Origin of the sequence: Pantoea sp. B566 (assembly GCF_024793925.1) — a bacterium.
Taxonomy (GTDB): Bacteria; Pseudomonadota; Gammaproteobacteria; order Enterobacterales; family Enterobacteriaceae; genus Pantoea; species Pantoea ananatis.
The window spans coordinates 2,331,597-2,348,325 of sequence record NZ_JANUQL010000003.1; the positions used below are offsets into that span (position 1 = coordinate 2,331,597).

Sequence of the window (16,729 nt, forward strand, 5' to 3'; positions counted from 1 at the left end):
CAGCAAACGGTGACGTTGCGAGAGCTCTCGAGGAATTTCTCGCACGTGGGCGACCCGATAATACACGTTAGTCGGTCTTCAACGCTGTTAACGCTCTATTACGTTAAATTGCAGTTGTCCTTCCAGCTCCTCTTCCGCCTCGTCGAACAGCAGAATTAAGGCTCCATATCGCCGCTTCTGCCCTTGTCCTAAATTCACAAACTCTATTTTCAGGGGGAGAGGTAAACCTTTGCAGACAATGATGTCCCACAATCCATCCAAATCACAGATGGCGTACGCCTTTAAAGCAAAGCGTTCGCAAAATTGCCGTAAAAAATGGGCCTGATCGACAATCTCATTAAAATCAAAACGCTCGACTCTCATACTGGCGACTCCCGTTATCCGGTTCTGGGCGGCCCTGCGCCGCCCGGATGTTCATCTAACTTAACCCGCCGAGGTGCAGCGCTTTGACCTCCAGGTACTCATCCATCCCCAGTACCGATCCTTCACGTCCCAGACCAGACTCTTTCACGCCGCCAAAGGGGGCCAACTCTGTCGAGACCGCACACTCATTGATGCCAATCATTCCACTTTCGAGCGCGGCAGAGACCCGGAATACCCGCTGCAGGTTTTGCGTATAAAAATACGCCGCCAGCCCGTATTCCGTCTGGTTGGCACGACGGATAACCTCTTCTTCGTCATCAAAGCGGAAACAGGCTGCCACCGGCCCAAACGTTTCTTCCTGAGCCAGTTTCATGCCTTCATGTGCCTCAACAATGACCGTTGGCTGCCAAAAATTTCCGCCCAGCGCGTGCCGCTGACCACCCGTCAGCACTTTTCCGCCCTGAGCAATGGCATCTTTGACATGCTCTTCGACTTTTTCTAATGCGGATGATTCGATTAACGGGCCGACGACCACGCCATTATCCATGCCGTTTCCGACGCTAAGCTTATCCACTTCAGCGGCCAGTTGGGTCGTAAAACGTTCGTAAACTGCACTGTGAATGAAAAAGCGGTTAACGCTGACACAAACCTGACCGGCATTGCGGAATTTATTGGCGATGGCTCCCTGCACGGCTGCATCGATATCCGCATCTTCAAAGACGATATAGGGCGCATTACCGCCCAGTTCCATCGAAACCTTTTTCATGGTTTCAGCAGCGTTACGCATTAGCGTTTTCCCCACTGCCGTGGAACCGGTAAAGGAAATTTTACGTACGGCTTTGCTGGCCATAATGGCATCGCTAATGGCATGCGTGTCGCCTGCTACACCGTTAAGCACGCCATCAGGGATGCCGGCTTTTTTTGCCAGCGCCAGTAAGGCAAATGCGGAAAGCGGTGTGTTATTCGCGGGTTTAATAATGCCTGTACATCCCGCTGCCAGCGCCGGGCCTAACTTACGTGTCAGCATCGCCATAGGGAAATTCCAGGGCGTGATAGCGGCGACGACGCCGACCGGCTCACGGGTTGCCAGAATGCGCGATCCCGCTTTAGCAGGAGGGATGATTTCACCGTTAGCCCGTTTAGCCTGCTCGGCGAACCATTGAATAAAGCTGGCGGCATATTCCACTTCGCCTTCTGCTTCCTTGAGCGGCTTACCTTGCTCCGTTGTCATTAGCTCAGCCAGCCAGCGTTTGTGTTCAATGATTAACCTATACCAGCGGTACAGCAGTTCTGAACGCCCCTTGGCGGTCTGTGCTCGCCACGCTGGGAAAGCATCCTGGGCAGCCTTTATTGCAGCTTCCGTTTCCGTTTTTCCTGCTTTTGCCACCTGAGCGACGACCTCGCCCGTGGCAGGATTCGTCACGTCAAAGGTAGACGTGGTACGCAGCCATTGCCCGTTTACCAGATAGCCTGTCTGGAACAGTTCGCTGTCGTGCAGTAAAGAATGCATTAGGTGCTCCTGTCGGTTTGTCATCTGTCAGGAAAGTATAGATGGCAAAAATGACAGGTCAGGTAACACGGGGGATCATCATGGCCGCCAGCGCTTGCCGCGGCCATAATTCAGATTTGGACGAGCGTATTTTGATATTTTTTCAGCATCTCAGCCAGTCGCGTTACCGGCTCGGTCACGCTGGTTGGGGCGTCATAGTGCGCCAGCTTGTGCTGATAGACATCCAGCTCTTTGAGTAACCGTTCGAAATAGTAACGGCGCTTTTCGTCACTGCGTACCGAGATGATCCGATCCGCCGTGTGGCGCAGCTGGCGATGATACGCAGACAGATCGGCATTAACCGGCACATCGGCAGCACGTAATCGCTGATGACCAATAATTAAGGTCAGGGCAATGCGATATTTGTCGATGTCACCCGGGAACAGGTTAAGCAGTAAAAAGAGCTGCTGATAGAGTGCCGGAAGATGGTTTTCACGACGGCGAGCCTGGTTAGTGGTCATCGCCGAGACCGCCGCATACATGAAGCGGTTGAGCAATTTACGGCCCGTGCGCGCTTTGGACTTATCCCGAATCAACAGGATGACCATCAACGCAACGAAGCTGCCGATCCACTGTCCCAGCGCATTGTCGATAAACTGCGTAAAGTTGAACTGCATCGGATTATCCAGCACCAGCACGTTGATTGTGCCGACCATGGCTCCCAGCGTACCAATCTGCCTGCGCTGAATTAAAATGCCGGAAATAAACCCTAACAGGCCAATGGCAATGCACAGCAGCACGGCACTTTGTTGGGTGTTGGGCAAAATATACATGAAATAGAGTGCGCCCAGCGGGACCGCCACCGTCATACCGTAAACAAAGTCTTTAGCCATCATGAGTGGATTGGGCATGCGCATCGCCAGTGCCGTAATCACGCCCAACATGACCATACAGCCGCTACCTGATGTCCAGCCGGTATAGAGCCAGAACAGCGAACCGAGCGCAGTCGCTACAAAGGTGCGAACACCGTTAATCATCGCATGGTGGTTTTCAGCAGAACGCGCCTGAATCACGACCTCGCGCTGAAGAATCCCCTCCTCCAGCGCTGTGATACGGCCGTTACTTTTGATGCCATGCGTCAGCAACTGATATTCCGTTGCTGCCTCAACCCAGCTTTCCAGCGTCTCGGGGACCGTTTTACTGCTGACGGCAATTAACCGTCGCAGCGCTTTCATACGCTTGTGTACGTCTTCTGCCGTCGCTGCCTCTTTCTCCATTAACACACGATACTGCGTTGCAATGTAGTCAGGCCGTGAGTTTTGAATTAAAAAGGTTTCAGCCGCCTGGGTAATCATCGTCAGTGACAGAGTGTTCAGCATTTGCAGCCGTCGACTGGTATTCTGCCAGCGCGAAGACTCCATCATCAACTGGCTACGCATACCGCTGAGCGCCGTGGTACGCCGTACCAAAGCCCCCCAGGCTTTATCGACTTCTTCTTTGTCCTCATGCGCCACGCACAGCTGCAGCAACCTGTAATGCGCCACCAGTAGCGAGTCAACTTCAGCATCAATCACTTTTTTAATCGAACGTGGCGAGAAAATCATATCGGCCAGAATGGCGCACAGTATCCCTAAAATGATCTCGCTACAGCGTTCCACGGCATATTGCGGGACCAGCGTCAGCCCACCACTGGCATTCGCCGTCACGACAATAATTAACGCGGTGTAACCAGCCAGTCCGAGCGCATAGGAGTTTTCAACCTTGATCAGCGAAGACAGCCATACGCAGAAACCCGCCCAAATACAACACAACAGCAGCATGACTACCGGTGCGCGTACGGTCGCAATCATGATGACCAGCGCGGCGACACAGCCAATAAAGGTTCCGATGATACGAAGAATACCGCGATAGCGTAATGCGCCCGAATAGGGATCGCCGCCTGCCGCAAACGCCGTCCCGCCTGCCACAATGCCCGCCGTCATGACGGCCCAGCGGGGGGTTTCAAGGTTAAGATGAAAGCCGATCATCAGCGCCGCAACCAGCGCAAAAGTCAGCTTTATCGGGAACCGCAGGAACTCAGTCATAGCGTCCTCTTAACCAAACTCACGTAGACGGTTAAAGAAGGACATGATGGGCGATGTATCAGTATGCTGACGATCCTCTGTGCCAGTGATGACCACGGTCGCTGTCGTTCCGGCCGGATAGTGATTGCCGGGGTCCTGGTCAAGACGGATGCGAACCGGTACGCGCTGCGCCAGGCGTACCCACTCCAGGTTAGACTGGACCGTTGCCATTCCTTTACTGTCAACGCTGCTGCTGCTGTTGGTCACGCCTGCCGCGATGCTGTCAACCGTACCGCGCAGCGTCACATCGCTGCCCAATGGCGTGATCTCGGCCCGAAAGCCGGGGCGCACACCATGCAGCTTGGTCTCTTCGAGATAAGCCAGCACGTAAAATGAGCGCTGCTGTACCAGCGCCACGGCAACCGCTCCCCGCGTAATGAATTCGCCCTGGTAGACGTTCAGGTTCGTCACCCATCCATCTGACGGCGCGGTGATCGTGGTTCGTTCCAGGTCGATCTTAGCCAGATCGCGGGTAGCGACAGATTTTGCCAGTTGATGTTCACTGGTTTGCAGATCGTTGTTGGACTGCTCAATGGCTTCGCGTGACATCGCAGAGGTCCCGAGTCGGTTTCGACGTCCGGCCTCACGGCGTTTTTCATTAACCAGTGCCTGGTAATATTCCACATCAGCCTGCGCTTCATCTAACGCTTTTTGGTACCGTGGACGATCGACCACAAACAGCGTGTCACCTTTTTTAACCCGTTGGTTGTCGTGAACGGGAACCTCGGTAATTAACCCGGTGACATCAGGTGAAATCGCGACCACATCGGCCGCAAACCTTGCATCGCGTGTCCAGGGGGATTCGGTATAGAACACCCAGGCACGGAATATGATAATGACGGCGATGATGACCAGCAGGATGGTGATCGCGTAACGCGCGATTTTTCTTATAAGCGTGTTCACGTAAACCTCAAACAAATAAACGGGATACCAGATAAAATACACAGCAGTAAAGGGCTGTATTGAAGAGTGCCGGATGCCAGACAAGATCGTAGATACCGCTGGGCGTCAGCACACGTTTCACTATCCAGAACAGCATGAGCGAAACGATGAGTTCGATGAAAATGGGCGGAAAAGAGAGCCCAAACATGACAAATACCGGAAGTACACTCATTAAAAATCCTTAGTTCGATACGGCCGGGATAATTCACCGCCTGAAGGACGCAAACGCCTGCGCGCCATAAGCCACATCTGAACTACGGCTGACTTAATAATAGCGTATCATCGGGTGTTTTCAGGTAATGAAGCGTCGCCAGGTCATACCCCGGTCGACATATAGTAACGCGCTTAACTATACGTTTTCTACTGAATGTGATCTAAATCACTTTTTAGCCAGAGTAAACAATGGAACGACTCAAAGGTATGTCGATTTTTGCCAAAGTAGTTGAACTGGGTTCTTTTACTGCGGCCGCACGACAGCTTCACCTTAGCGTGTCATCAATTAGCCAGATTGTCGCCAAACTGGAAGATGCGCTGCAGGTAAAGTTACTCAACCGCAGTACGCGCAGCATTGGGCTCACTGAAGCCGGTAAAATCTACTATCAGGGCTGTCGCCGTATGCTGGCAGAGGCTAACCAGGTTCACGAACAGCTTTATGCCTTTAATAACACGCCGATCGGCGTACTACGCATTGGCAGCTCTTCCACGATGGCACAGAACGTGCTGGCCGGTATGACGAGCGATATGCTGCGTGATTACCCGGGGCTGAGCGTCAACCTGGTCACCGGTATTCCTGCGCCAGATTTAATCGCGGATGGGCTGGACGTGGTGATCCGGGTGGGCGCTTTAAAGGATTCGAGCCTGTTCTCGCGCCGACTCGGGGCGATGCCAATGGTGGTCTGTGCCGCTAAACACTATCTGACGCAGCATGGGACGCCGGAGAAACCTGGCGATATCACTAAATTTGCCTGGCTGGAATACAGCGTAAGGCCAGATAACAATTTTGAGCTGATTGCCCCCGAAGGCATCGTTACGCGTTTATCACCGCAGGGGCGTTTTGTCACCAATGACTCTCAGACGCTCATCCGCTGGCTTAAGGCCGGTAATGGCATCGCCTATGTCCCGATGATGTGGGTGGCGGATGAAATCAAGAAAGGTGAGATTGATATTTTGTTCCCGCAGTACCAATCTGACCCACGACCGGTTTATGCGCTTTATACTGAAAGAGACAAGCTGCCGCTGAAAGTGCAGGTTTGCATCGACTATCTGACGCAGTATTTCGAGCAGGTTGCCGAGCAGTACAAACAGCACCGCAAAAGCTAAAAACCCGCCAGTTGGCGGGTTTTGCGTCTCGGTCAGGCGGTGCCGCCGATTGTCAGCTTATCCAGCTTGAGTGTGGGTTGCCCCACGCCTACCGGCAGGCTCTGTCCTTCTTTACCACAGACGCCAACGCCTTTATCCAGCGCCAGGTCGTTGCCGACCATCGAAATTTGCTGCATTGCCTCGATACCGGAGCCGATCAATGTCGCCCCTTTTACGGGTTTGGTCACTTTGCCCTTCTCAATCAGATAGGCTTCCGAGGTGGAGAACACAAATTTTCCGGAAGTGATATCGACCTGACCGCCGCCGAAGTTAGGGGCATATAATCCGTACTCCACGCTTTCAATGATGTCCTGCGGCGTGGATTTACCGGCCAGCATATAAGTATTTGTCATACGCGGCATCGGCAGGTGCGCATAGGATTCGCGACGACCATTACCGGTGGGATTCACCCCCATCAGACGGGCATTCAGCTTATCCTGCATATAGCCTTTCAATACGCCATTTTCGATCAGCACATTGTATTGCCCCGGCACGCCTTCATCGTCGATAGCTAACGAACCCCGCAATCCATCAATCGTGCCGTCATCGACAACGGTGCACAGATCAGAAGCGACCAGTTGGCCCATCTTGCCGCTAAAGACCGATGTACCACGGCGATTGAAATCACCTTCCAGGCCGTGACCTACGGCTTCGTGCAGCAGTACGCCCGGCCAGCCAGCGCCCAACACCACGGGTAAGGTTCCTGCAGGCGCAGCCACCGCTGACAGATTTACCAGCGCCATGCGCACGGCCTCACGAGCCCAGGCATCGGCCCGCACCTCGCCGTTCTCATCGGCCAGGAAAAAGGCATAGCCGGTACGCGCACCGCCGCCGCTTGAACCGCGCTCACGCTTGCCCTGATCTTCAACCTGGACGCTGATGGACAGACGAACCAGTGGGCGGACATCGGCGGCTAAGGTGCCGTCAGTGGCGGCAACCAGGACCTGCTCATAGACGCCAGTCAGGCTGGCATTGACTTCCTGAACGCGGGGATCGGCAGCACGTGCGACCTGGTCTACACGATGCAGAAGGGCTATTTTATCTTCACGGCTCAGGCTACCGAGCGGATCGACCGGCGCGTACAGCGAGCGGTTAACTACGGCCGACAGCGTCTGTGCCTTGCCGTTGCCTTGTTCACGCACAATGCTGCGTGCCGCTTCAGAAGATAAACGCAACGCATTCAGGGTAATTTGGTCAGCATAGGCAAAGCCGGTTTTTTCACCGCTTACGGCGCGTACGCCCACGCCCTGATCGATATGGTAGGACCCGTCTTTAATGATTTTATCTTCCAGAACCCAGGATTCATGGAAGCTGGACTGGAAATAGAGATCGGCATAGTCCAGACGACGTTCTGAAAGCTGCCCTAACAGGGAAAAAAGGTCCTGCTGATTAATGTTGTTAGCAGTTAGCAACTGCTCACTTACCAGATTCAGAGTCATCGTTTCTCACTTAATATGTGCTCGGATAATCATAGCCTGCGGCAATTATGTTACGCCGTCAAATATCACTTGTTATAGGTTTCGCGTGGTTTACGCATTACTTCATCAATTTCAGGCTTATCCAGCGGCCCGCTGATGTGATAACGCAGCACGGAAATCTTACTCCAGAGCGGCCCCAGCACCTTGCTGGCAGCAAATACCGCAGCGCCCACCACCGGATTGATGGCAAACGCAGCCGCTACGCCGACTGAGGCTGAGATTTCTGGCGTGACTATCGCTTCCATATCAATGCGGCGCTTCACCAGGTCCATATTCCCCTGCATGGCGATATCCGCTTCCAGCCCATCGACAAGCAGGTTATCCGTGCGTACGACGCCATTTTCAATCCAGGCGGTGCCGTTGATGGCGTCGAAGTAGAATCCTTTGTTAAAGGTATCGCTGAAGTCAAAACGCAGTTTGCGTAACAGCGCATCAAAGCTCAGCAGACGCAGGATCTGTCCCGCAGCGCCGGTATCCACATCACTGATTTGCCCTTTGCCAAAATGCGTTTTTAATGTGCCGCTCAGCGTTTCCGCTGCAGGCTGCCACGGTGCAGAGCGCCAGTGCAGATCATAATCAATCTTGAAAGGCGCATCCCGCAGCGGTGTATTTACGCCAAACCAGTTGGTGGCGTTATTGATGTTGCTACCTTGTAATGTGCCTTTCAATGAGGTTCGCTGGTCGTCTGGACGATTAACCCATTCGCCCTGAATATTCAGGCGCGAGGTGCCGGTGTCAACCAGTCCGTTAGTGAGTGCTAACGTACTTCCATTGGGCTGCAGTCTGGCGTTCACCCGACCATACTTCTGCCCCAACAGCCAGCATTCTGTACACTGCAGCTGTAAGGCAGGCCACTGACTAAAATCGATCCGCTCGCTCTTTTGTCCCAGCGGTGAAGTCGACGCGCCTTTTTGATCGGCCGTCGCCTTCCATTCTGGATTGTAATACAGGTAATCCAGTGCAATCTGCCACGGGGCCGAAGGTGAGGTCGTTAACTGGCCTCTCAGCTCATCGGCGTTGACCTTCACCCGGGTCTTACCACTCATTTCCTGAGTGAGAGAGGTATCAACGTTATGCCACTGTTGCCCGGCCAGAGTCACAGAAGGACTGCGCAGGATAATATTGCCCGGCAGCGTTGCGCCGCCCACCTGATGCTCACCCGTCGTCGAACGGGTTGATCCGCCGTCGCCGGTCGCGATCAATGCCGCCCAGGCTTCGCCATCCAGCGCCGGCAGGTTCAGCACCATTCCCGATCGGTCTGGCAACGTCGGTAGGGTTTTTGTATCGTTAAGCCAGATGCCCCGATCGACGCGCAGTGTGGGTTCCAGCAGCCAGCGGCTGTTGAACTTATGTCGTTCATCCACGCTACCGCTGAGATCAAAATGCGTTAAATCGCCTTTAGCATTGACGGCGATCGGCAGGCTTTCGCCCGCTTTTTTATCAAGCGGCGAAGGTAAGCGACTACTTACTTCTTTTCCGTCACCTTTCAAGGCTACGTCATAACGCGCGCCGCCCTTGTGCGGTAAGGAAACGTTCACCTCACCCTGCCAGGGAAGATGCCCGGCCAGTTGGGTGCCAATCTGAGGCGGCATTCCGGTGATTTTTGCCAGCTGCCAGTCAGCAAGCAACTTTACGTTAACGCCAAAATCATCGGGGTTTTCTTTCGTACTAAAGCTGACATTGAGTGGCTGACCAAACCAGTTAGCCTGCATCTGATCGCTTTCGAGATTGCCGTTGTCATAACGAAACTGTCCTGTCAGATGCGTCATGGTGGTGTTCAGCGGCTTGATATGCAGGCTGTTATTGTTCATCACCACATCACCGCTGGCGTGAACATCCTTACCATCCAGCGGAATATCAAGTTTGAGGTGGCCCTTGGTCAGACCTTTAATCTGTAGCTGCTCCAGCGCCGCGCCCAGCGAGGACTTAAGTGGCGTGTGCTGAAAGTATTCGCCAATTTCCTGCCCATCACCGCTGATATCGCCATTGATAATCAGCTTTTCCTTCATGTAATCAGGAATGACGGCGCTGACGTTGCGGGCATTAACCTCCCCCAGTTTTGCCAGATGAGCCTGCATCCACAAACCGTCATTGAGAAAGTTAAGATCGATATCGAGATTGCTGATATCCGGCCAACCCGGCTGGAAGCCATAGGTAGCCTTGCGTAACGGTACCCAGACCTGAAACATGCCGTCGTTGTGCTGGAAGGGGAAAAGCGCCGGATTGCCGTTGAACAGCAGCGTGGCATTGTCGACCCTGCCCCCTTTTACGGCACCGCTCAGATAGCGCGTAAGTGAATGCCCCATTAACGGCGTTGGGAAATAGCGCCAGGCATCGCCCGCGTCAGTAACGTTGATCCCGGCCAGGATATCCAGCTGAGGATGCGTATCGGTATTTTGCTGATAACGGAAATCGCCATGCGCCCAGAGTGAACGCGCCTGTACATCAAGATCCTGACCTGCCAGAGTCAGTCCGTGTTGGTCACGCAGCCAGTTCATGCTGCCAGTCACCTTCTTGATCTCTAACGGGGCCTGGAACATATCACCATAGGGCACCGTAGCCTGACCCATCGCAATCCTGGCCTGTCCGTTATTCAGGCTGCCTGCTGCCTCGCCACTTAAATGACTGATTCCCGGAACCAGTTTCCAGTACTGCCAGCTGAAATCTCGCCATTTAACCTGAAAGCGTGTCTGCTCAGGCTGCTCAACAGGAATATCCAGGGCCAGCCCGTCAATGGTGCCGCGAGGTCGCAGTGCTCGCCAGTTATCAAACAGCGCCGGTGACAAGGGCGCAAACAGCGGCACCAGGGGGGCAATATGGTCCAGCGCCAGTTGCGTCGCGCGAACCCGTACCTCAGCCTCGCTGTTGCTGCCCAGCATCTGCGCGTCCTGAGGTTGCCAGAGTAGCGAAAAATGACCAGCGGGCCAGGCGTTACCGTCTGTGCTGAGTTTGGTTTGCGGCACATTAACCACCCAGCCATTTTTGTAACGCGACAGATGGGCAGTAAGGTTATCAACGCTCAGCGTATGTGGGCCGCTTTCGCCCTGCCAGCTTGCGCCGCCCCGACTTAACAGCAGATCGCCGGCATAGACGTCGCCATCGCGCAAATTAACCCAGGCCGCCAGACTGAATCGGGCACTGTCAAGACGCGTATTATCCCGCACCCAGCGGCCCAGCCAGGGGCGCATATCAACGTCATCAGCCTGCATCCAGATACGACCATCGTTGAGTAAGCCACCGCTGTCTTTCAGGTCGAGACGGACCTGCACCACGCCGTGCTGGCCGGTAAAGCTCGACAAGCTGACTTCACCTTCAGCCCGATGCCGGGTGTTTTCATTCAGCCATGTCAGTTTCGGTATCGCCAGTTCAGCATGTTGGCCGGATGGCGTGATAAAACGAATGGTGCTGTCACGCAGGTCAAAGTGATCGAACTGGCGCAAAAACAGATCGTTAACCTGGGTGAGTTTGAAACTGTGCTTGTCATTGTCACTGGTTAACAGAGGCTGTGTGCTGTCGAGATGTAACTGCCAGAAGGTAAGATCGCGGAACTGCCAGCGCCAGTGAAGCAGTGACTGCCAGACGTCCAGTGCCACGGTGATACGCGCGATAGAGAGCGACCCCGTCTCTTTCATATCGACGTCTAAATTGCGGATTTGTAGCGTGGGCCCAAAATTCTCCCACTTGCCACGTAGCTCACTGGCTTTCACGTTGACGCCGCTGGCGTCAGAAACCCACTGAAGGACCTGACTGCGATAGGCATCGAGATGCGGCATCGCCAGACGTAGCGCGCTGACGAGCAGCGCCACAATCACAACGACTGTCGCGAGCAGCAGTAACAGAATTCTTGGCAACTGCCTCACTCACACCTCTCCTTGTCTACCGTTAACGACGGATGGTTGCTGCTCATACCCGGCGTCCTATGACATAGCGGTATGGGTTCACATTTTACCCTAAAATGTGCAGTCAGGCATCGTCAGCCCGACCAGCCAGTATTACATCATCACCACGTCAAATTGTTCCTGGGTGTAAAGCGCTTCGACATGCACCTTTACCTGCTTGCCCACGAAAAGCTCCACTTCGGCCAGCGCATGGGACTCATCCGTTTTCAACGCTTCACCTACGGTTGGCGAAACATACACCAGGAAACGATCCGAATCATAAGCATGGTGCACGCGGACGATTTCGCGCATGATTTCATAGCACACGGTTTCAACCGTTTTCAGCGTGCCGCGCCCTTTGCACACAGGACAGTCTTCGCACAGCACGTGCTCAATGCTTTCGCGCGTGCGCTTGCGGGTCATTTCCACCAGCCCCAATGCGGAAAAACCGCTGATACCGGTCTTGACCCGATCTTTATTCAGCGCCGTTTCCAGTGAATGCAGTACGCGACGACGATGATCTTCATTACTCATATCAATGAAGTCGATGATAATAATGCCGCCAAGGTTGCGAAGCCTTAGCTGACGTGCAATGGCCTGAGTGGCTTCCACGTTGGTATTAAAGATCGTCTCATCAAGGTTTCGGTGTCCGACAAAGGCACCCGTGTTGATGTCTATCGTCGTCATCGCTTCAGTTTGATCGATGATGAGGTATCCGCCAGATTTGAGTTCAACTTTACGCTCCAGCGAGCGTTGAATCTCATTTTCAACGTCGAACAGATCGAAGATGGGCTGCTTGCCGTTGTAAAGTTCGAGCTTGCTGGCCATCTCGGGAATGTATTCGCTGGTAAAATCGTTAAGTAAATCACAGGTCAGCCGCGAGTCTACGCGAATGCGGTCAAGGGCTGCGCCGGCAAAGTCTCGCAGAATACGCTGCGCCAGCGCCAGTTCGCCATAAAGCAGGCAACGTGTCTGGTTACGTTTTTTCCGCTCGCTGACTTTGGTCCACAGACGTTTCAGAAAGGCGGCATCCTGTGCCAGCTCTTCTTCGCCAATGCCTTCGGCTGCCGTGCGAATAATAAAGCCGCCCAGATCGTCGCAGTAGTCAGCCACCACCGCTTTGAGACGCTCGCGTTCTTTTTCACTGGCAATACGTTGAGAAACCCCGACGTGCGCAGCACCAGGCATGAACACCAAATAACGGGAAGGCAATGTGATATCCGTAGTCAGGCGCGCGCCTTTTGTGCCAAGCGGGTCTTTCACTACCTGCACGACCAAATCCTGCCCCTGACGAACCAGTTCTGCGATATCGCGTACGACAAAATTTTTCTTTTCATCGCCTGCGACACATTCCGTATGCGGCATGATGTCAGAAGCATGCAGGAAAGCGGCCTTGTCCAGTCCGATATCCACAAAGGCCGCCTGCATGCCAGGCAGCACGCGACTGACGCGTCCCTTGTAGATATTGCCAACGATGCCGCGTCGGGCTTCACGCTCAATATGGATTTCCTGCAGGATACCGCCGTCGATATAGGCGACACGCGTTTCAGCAGGCGTAACATTAACCAATAGTTCAGCCGTCATGTTAACCCCTTACGGCACGCAGTGACTGAAAATGGTCGATCAGCTCCGCTGTCTCAACCAAGGGCAATCCGACCACCGCGTGATAACTTCCATTGATTTTACGAACAAAGTTTCCGCCCTTCCCCTGAATGCCGTATGCGCCGGCTTTATCCATGGGTTCACCTGTTGCGATGTAATCGGTAATGTCGCGCGCGGTTAAGTTACGAAATGTCACCTCGGTTACCACCAGGCAGTCCAGCACCTGCTGACGATCGGCGAGGGCAATTGCGGTCATGACCTGATGGGTTTTCCCGGAGAGTTTACTGAGCATGGCGCTGGCATGGTCGGCATCGTGCGGTTTTTCCAGCACTTCTCCATTGAGCACGACAATGGTATCCGCGCCCAGCACCGGCAAATCGTGTTGGGCAATCAGCGTACCGGCTTTCGCTTTGTCATGCGCCAGGCGGCGGACATAAACGTCTGCCGCTTCATGGGGCTGACGCTGTTCTTCAACGTCAGTGATGATGCGCTCAAAGGTCAGACCCAGTTGGGTCAGCAGCTCACGTCGACGGGGAGACGCGGAGGCCAGATAAAGGGTTACCATAAATTTCCTTATTGAACAGCGAACTGACGGCGGATCTTTCTCATTAATAAGAATAGCCACGGCCAGAGAATCCCGTCGACAACACTGCTCCAGAAAATTTCAGGGCGGAATGAGACGTTGATCACCAGAAACTCCGCCCAGAAGACGATCACATCCATTGCTAATGACAGCACCATAACCATTAACGCCTGCTGCCACAACGCTAAGTTACGGAATAGCTGGAATTTAAATGCGACCAGATAGGCGATGATGCTCAGCGCCAACGCCCGAACGCCGAGCGTCGAACCCGCGATTAAATCCATAATCGCTCCCAGCAGAAAACCACTTCCGACGTTGACACGGTGCGGTAGCGCCAGAACCCAATACACGAGAATCAGCAATAGCCATGATGGCCGGAACATATAGATCTGTTCCGGCCACGGCATGATTTGCAGAATAAAGGCCATAAGGAAGGACAGCCAGATAACCCATCGACCCTGGCTGCGATATCGACTCAATTCTGGCCTCCGCGTGAGCGCGAAGCGGAACCCTGTGCGGCGCTTTCGCCACTGCCCGAAGCCGGAGTGGTGTTCTGCGCTGAAGGCGCAGGAGGGCCCATTTCACCGGCGGGAGGCAGAACCTGCGGCATCATTTGCATCAGCCGTTCATTAGCTACCCGATGAACATCGTCAGGTGCCATCGGCATCTCGCCTTTGCGATCCGCGCCCCACAGCAGCAGCAGGTAACGCAGACGTTGCAGACCCGCGGTGGGATGCGCCTGAATGACCGTGTAGGCGCGCTGTGTGTCAACCTTGACCGATGACACAACACCCACCGGATAGCCTTCAGGGAAACGGCCACCTAAACCAGAGGTGACCAGCACGTCACCAACGCGAATGTCAGTATTGCCCGGCAGATGCTCCAGCTGCAGATCTTCCGTACAGCCATTGCCCGCTGCGATGACACGAATGTCATTGCGCAGCACCTGAATAGGCAGCGCATGTGATGCATCACAAATCAACAGAACACGGCTGGTGAACTGGCCTACGGCAATCACCTGACCGACCACACCTTTATCACTGATAACCGGCTGGCCTTCGTATACGCCATTCGCACTGCCCTTATCGATCACGACCTGATCGGTGTAAGGATCGGTGCCGGTAGATATCACCTGGGTCACCATCTTGTGCTCGTCCTGACGCAGTGGGGAACCCAGCAGCTCGCGCAGGCGCGCGTTCTCCTGCTTATATTGCCCCAGCATGAGCAGGTCGCTGTTCTTCAGAAAAAGCTCTCGACGTAACGCTTTATTTTCCAGTTCGAGCTGCTGGCGAGAAGCCAGCGTGTCTGACACGCCATCAAGTAGCTGGCGCGGCCCGTTGGCCAGGAAGTAAAACGGACTGACCGACGTGTCCAGATAGTTGCGTATTTGAGTAAATGAACTCACGCGACTATCAGCGATGATAATGGCAATCGCCACAATCACCGCCAGAAATAGACGCAATTGCAGAGAAGGCCCTCTGCTAAAAATCGGCTTCATATAATCTGCGTGTTCCTCGACTACAAGGTAAGAAAGTACGGGCGGGCCGCACTTTCCTGGGCTGGTCACATCATACCGATGCACGCAGCGCCGGTTTACACGCTACTCCCTGCGCACTGTTACAACGATTCCAGCCGGTTGAGGCAATTATTCTTCGCTGAATAAATCGCCGCCATGCATGTCGATCATTTCCAACGCTTTACCGCCACCGCGAGCCACGCAGGTCAGGGGATCTTCCGCGACGACCACAGGAATACCGGTTTCTTCCATCAGCAGGCGATCCAGGTTACGCAGCAGCGCACCACCACCGGTCAGTACCATACCGCGCTCGGAGATATCAGATGCCAGCTCCGGCGGGCACTGTTCCAGCGCAACCATGACTGCACTGACGATACCGGTCAGAGGCTCTTGCAGGGCTTCAAGAATCTCGTTGGAATTAAGTGTAAAGCCGCGTGGCACACCTTCCGCCAGGTTACGTCCACGCACTTCAATTTCGCGCACTTCATCGCCCGGATAAGCCGAGCCGATCTCATGCTTGATGCGTTCTGCCGTGGCTTCACCAATCAGTGAACCATAGTTACGGCGCACATAATTAATAATGGCTTCGTCGAAACGATCACCGCCGATACGGACGGATGACGAGTACACGACGCCGTTCAGGGAAATAACGGCGACTTCAGTGGTACCACCACCGATATCGACGACCATAGAACCCGTTGCTTCGGAAACCGGTAGGCCAGCACCAATCGCGGCCGCCATCGGCTCTTCAATCAGGAAAACTTCGCGGGCGCCAGCGCCCTGGGCCGATTCGCGAATCGCACGACGTTCAACCTGGGTAGCGCCAACTGGCACACAGACCAGCACGCGCGGGCTTGGACGCATAAAGCTGTTGCTGTGAACCTGCTTAATGAAGTGCTGCAGCATTTTTTCCGTCACAAAGAAATCGGCGATAACGCCATCTTTCATTGGACGAATAGCTGCGATATTGCCTGGCGTACGGCCAAGCATCTGTTTGGCGTCATGACCTACTGCCGCCACGCTTTTTGGTGAACCGGCACGATCCTGGCGAATAGCAACCACGGAAGGCTCGTTCAGCACGATGCCTTGTCCTTTTACATAAATCAGGGTGTTCGCGGTACCCAGGTCAATGGACAAGTCATTTGAAAACATGCCACGAAATTTTTTAAACATACTAAAGGATAATCCTGCAAGCTGGAGGCGGAAAATAAAATCCGCTTACTTTACCAACCACACGAAGCTGCCACAAGGCGCAAAAACGTTCTGCTTCGGTGAAAAATTAGACTGCATTCGCTTTACATCATTTATGCCTGTTACGCACACGAGCGGAACAGCGATACCACGGCATCAGAGCGGCATGTTAAAGAATTTTCTTAACTTTACTCCGACATAAAAT

The 16,729-nt window shown here is 54.0% G+C and carries 13 protein-coding genes; 1 reads left to right on the plus strand and 12 read right to left on the minus strand.

The window, feature by feature from the left end; genetic code table 11:
* Positions 1-87 precede the first annotated feature (87 nt).
* From NYE92_RS12565 to aaeX, 5 genes are all read right to left on the minus strand, one after another.
* Positions 88-363: a hypothetical protein gene (locus tag NYE92_RS12565; RefSeq protein ID WP_014604891.1), complete on the minus strand. Its 276-nt coding sequence runs from the start codon at positions 361-363 to the stop codon at positions 88-90.
* 55 nt (positions 364-418) lie between these two features.
* On the minus strand, positions 419-1,873 hold the full coding sequence (locus NYE92_RS12570; RefSeq protein ID WP_024472012.1) for an NAD-dependent succinate-semialdehyde dehydrogenase: 1,455 nt from the start codon (positions 1,871-1,873) through the stop codon (positions 419-421).
* 110 nt (positions 1,874-1,983) lie between these two features.
* A complete protein-coding gene (aaeB, locus tag NYE92_RS12575; protein ID WP_029570727.1) occupies positions 1,984-3,936 on the minus strand; it encodes a p-hydroxybenzoic acid efflux pump subunit AaeB in 1,953 nt (650 codons plus the stop codon).
* A 9-nt stretch (positions 3,937-3,945) separates the two neighbouring features.
* Positions 3,946-4,878 carry a p-hydroxybenzoic acid efflux pump subunit AaeA gene (gene aaeA / locus NYE92_RS12580; RefSeq protein ID WP_029569213.1) on the minus strand — a complete coding sequence of 311 codons (933 nt, stop codon included), beginning with the start codon at positions 4,876-4,878 and terminating at the stop codon, positions 3,946-3,948.
* 7 nt (positions 4,879-4,885) lie between these two features.
* Positions 4,886-5,089: a p-hydroxybenzoic acid efflux pump operon protein AaeX gene (gene aaeX / locus NYE92_RS12585; protein WP_013027425.1), complete on the minus strand. Its 204-nt coding sequence runs from the start codon at positions 5,087-5,089 to the stop codon at positions 4,886-4,888.
* Positions 5,090-5,319: 230 nt separating this feature from the next.
* On the opposite strand from aaeX, the gene aaeR reads away from it, so the two are divergent.
* Positions 5,320-6,237, plus strand: coding sequence for an HTH-type transcriptional activator AaeR (aaeR, locus tag NYE92_RS12590; RefSeq protein ID WP_013027426.1), 918 nt, complete (start codon positions 5,320-5,322; stop codon positions 6,235-6,237).
* A gap of 32 nt (positions 6,238-6,269) precedes the next feature.
* On the opposite strand, the gene tldD is transcribed toward aaeR, so the two are convergent.
* The 7 genes from tldD to mreB all read right to left on the minus strand — a co-directional run bounded on the left by tldD (position 6,270) and on the right by mreB (position 16,506).
* Complete coding sequence (gene tldD / locus NYE92_RS12595) at positions 6,270-7,715, minus strand: metalloprotease TldD (protein ID WP_013027427.1); 1,446 nt, start codon at positions 7,713-7,715, stop codon at positions 6,270-6,272.
* Between the two features lie 65 nt (positions 7,716-7,780).
* Positions 7,781-11,614, minus strand: coding sequence for an AsmA2 domain-containing protein YhdP (gene yhdP, locus NYE92_RS12600; protein WP_072139086.1), 3,834 nt, complete (start codon positions 11,612-11,614; stop codon positions 7,781-7,783).
* Positions 11,615-11,746: 132 nt separating this feature from the next.
* Complete coding sequence (gene rng, locus NYE92_RS12605) at positions 11,747-13,216, minus strand: ribonuclease G (protein WP_014594734.1); 1,470 nt, start codon at positions 13,214-13,216, stop codon at positions 11,747-11,749.
* Between the two features lies 1 nt (position 13,217).
* A complete protein-coding gene (locus tag NYE92_RS12610) occupies positions 13,218-13,799 on the minus strand; it encodes a nucleoside triphosphate pyrophosphatase (protein ID WP_014594735.1) in 582 nt (193 codons plus the stop codon).
* An 8-nt stretch (positions 13,800-13,807) separates the two neighbouring features.
* Positions 13,808-14,296, minus strand: coding sequence for a rod shape-determining protein MreD (gene mreD / locus NYE92_RS12615; protein WP_006120976.1), 489 nt, complete (start codon positions 14,294-14,296; stop codon positions 13,808-13,810).
* On the minus strand, positions 14,293-15,315 hold the full coding sequence (gene mreC / locus NYE92_RS12620; RefSeq protein WP_028715858.1) for a rod shape-determining protein MreC: 1,023 nt from the start codon (positions 15,313-15,315) through the stop codon (positions 14,293-14,295). Before mreC ends, mreD begins: the two co-directional genes overlap by 4 nt.
* Positions 15,316-15,462: 147 nt before the next feature.
* Positions 15,463-16,506, minus strand: coding sequence for a rod shape-determining protein MreB (gene mreB, locus NYE92_RS12625; protein ID WP_003855260.1), 1,044 nt, complete (start codon positions 16,504-16,506; stop codon positions 15,463-15,465).
* Positions 16,507-16,729: the final 223 nt, after the last annotated feature.